The organism is Actinokineospora sp. (assembly GCF_050699995.1).
GTDB lineage: Bacteria > Actinomycetota > Actinomycetes > Mycobacteriales > Pseudonocardiaceae > Actinokineospora.
In genome coordinates this window covers 1-1928 of the sequence record NZ_JBOHGC010000123.1, presented here as the reverse complement: position 1 = coordinate 1928, position 1928 = coordinate 1, and the positions used below count along the sequence as shown (strand labels likewise).

At 69.7% G+C, this 1928-nt stretch carries 3 protein-coding genes; all 3 read left to right on the top strand.

Annotation, left to right across the window (positions count from 1 at the left end; translation table 11 throughout):
- On the top strand, positions 1-354 hold a 354-nt coding region (locus tag ACRDSQ_RS06930), incomplete at its 5' end, for a LuxR C-terminal-related transcriptional regulator (protein ID WP_431419748.1).
- Positions 355-624: 270 nt separating this feature from the next.
- Positions 625-1683 carry an asparaginase gene (locus tag ACRDSQ_RS06925; protein WP_431419746.1) on the top strand — a complete coding sequence of 353 codons (1059 nt, stop codon included), beginning with the start codon at positions 625-627 and terminating at the stop codon, positions 1681-1683.
- A 4-nt stretch (positions 1684-1687) separates the two neighbouring features.
- Positions 1688-1831 carry a hypothetical protein gene (locus tag ACRDSQ_RS06920; protein ID WP_431419745.1) on the top strand — a complete coding sequence of 48 codons (144 nt, stop codon included), beginning with the start codon at positions 1688-1690 and terminating at the stop codon, positions 1829-1831.
- Positions 1832-1928 lie beyond the last annotated feature (97 nt).

Below are 1928 nucleotides of genomic sequence, written 5' to 3'. Positions count from 1 at the left end.
GCCGGCGCCCGCGGGTTCCTGCTCAAGGACGCCGGACCCGCCCTGCTGACCCAGGCCATCCACGCCGCCGCCGACGGAGACGCACTGATCGCACCCAGCGTGACTGTCCGACTGCTCGCAGCGTTCGCCCACGCACAGACCTCACGACCGAGGCAGCCGACGGAACCGCTCACCGCCCGCGAGGAGGAAGTCCTCGTGCCTGTAGCGCAAGGCCGCACCAACAGTGAGATCGCCGGCGAGCTCCTTATCACCCCAAGCACCGTCAAAGCCCACCTCGCCAACCTCATGCGAAAGCTCGGCGCCCGAAACCGCGTCGAGGTCGCCATGTGGGCCCACGAGACCGGCCGCATCTGACACCGCAAAGGCTCCGCCGCTAGCTTGAGTTTTGACCTGTTCGGCGGGGTCGCGGGTGGCACCGACTTGGGTTTCTTGCCGCGTTTGGGCTTGTTTGTGCTGGTGACGGTGTGGACGTCGTGGCGCGGGGCTGGGCGGTGGTTGGGAGTTCCGGTGGGACGTCCTGGGCCGGGTCGTGAGGCCTGCCGGTTCCTCGGTGGCCTCGGTGAGCCCTACGGCGAGCAGTAGGCTGCCGATCACTGTCCGCACGTGGCCCGGGAGGGGACCAGGGTGTCTGACGTCCAGCAAGCCAACCGTCGTGTCGTCGTGTTCGGCCTCGGCGGCACCATCGCCATGACCAGCAGCGACACCGGCGGGGTCGTCCCCGCACTGTCGGCCGAACAACTGGTCGCCGCAGTCCCCGGCTTGGCCGCCACGGACATCGCCGTCGACGTCGTCGACTTCCGCCGCAAGCCCGGCGCCTCCTTGAGCTTCGACGACATATCCGAGCTCGCCGACGCGATCGCCGCCCGGTTCGCTGACGGCGATGTGGACGGCGCGGTGGTCACCCAGGGCACCGACACCATCGAGGAGACCGCCTACCTGCTCGACCTGCTCCACCACGGTTCCCAGCCGCTGGTGGTGACCGGGGCGATGCGCAACCCGACGCTGGCCGGCGCCGACGGCCCGGCGAACATCCTCGCCGCCATCCAGACCGCCGCCAGCGACGACCTTTACGGGCAGGGCTGTGTGGTCGTGCTCGCCGACGAGATCCACGCCGCCCGTCGGGTTCGCAAGACCCACTCCACGAGCGGCGCCACCTTCCAGTCAACCAACGGCGGCCCACTCGGCGCGGTCCTCGAAGGCAGGCCCCGGCTACACAACCGCCTCACCGACCGCACCAACCTTCCCGCCGGACTCCGCCTGCCCGGGAAACGGGTCGGCTTGGCCACGATCTCCCTCGGCGACGACGGCACCGTCATCGAGGCCGCCGCCGATCGGCTCGACGGGCTCGTGGTGGCCGCGTTCGGCGTGGGCCACGTCCCCGCCGATCTCGTGCCGCTGTTGGCGAAGATCGCCGACCGCATTCCCGTGGTTCTGGCCTCCCGCACCGGATCCGGGTCCACACTGCGCTCTACCTACGCGTTCCCCGGCAGCGAACGCGACCTGCTCGACCACGGCCTCATCGGCGCCGGATTCCTCGACCCGCTCAAGGCCCGCATCCTGCTCCACACCCTGCTCACCGCCGGAGCCGACCGCGCCACAATCACGGCCGCGTTCGACGCCGCAGGCGGCCACGCCCACCCCAGCACGTGGCCCTGGACCACCCCGACCAGCCTGGAGCCCTGAACCCGTGCGCAGCCACGACCTCACCCTTGGACGCACCTTCGGCGTCACGTTCGACCACGGCGAGGACTTCTTCACCGCCTTGGCCGAGTTCTGCCGCACCAACAACGTCCGGTCTGGCTCTGAGGTTTCGCAGTTATGCGGTGGCTGATGTGCTGGTCGCGGACCTGGCGGGATATTGATCGAGTGTGGCCTGGCCTGCGGTGACGGCGGTAATTCGGGCTCGCCGGAAGGCGATGAGCATGTCG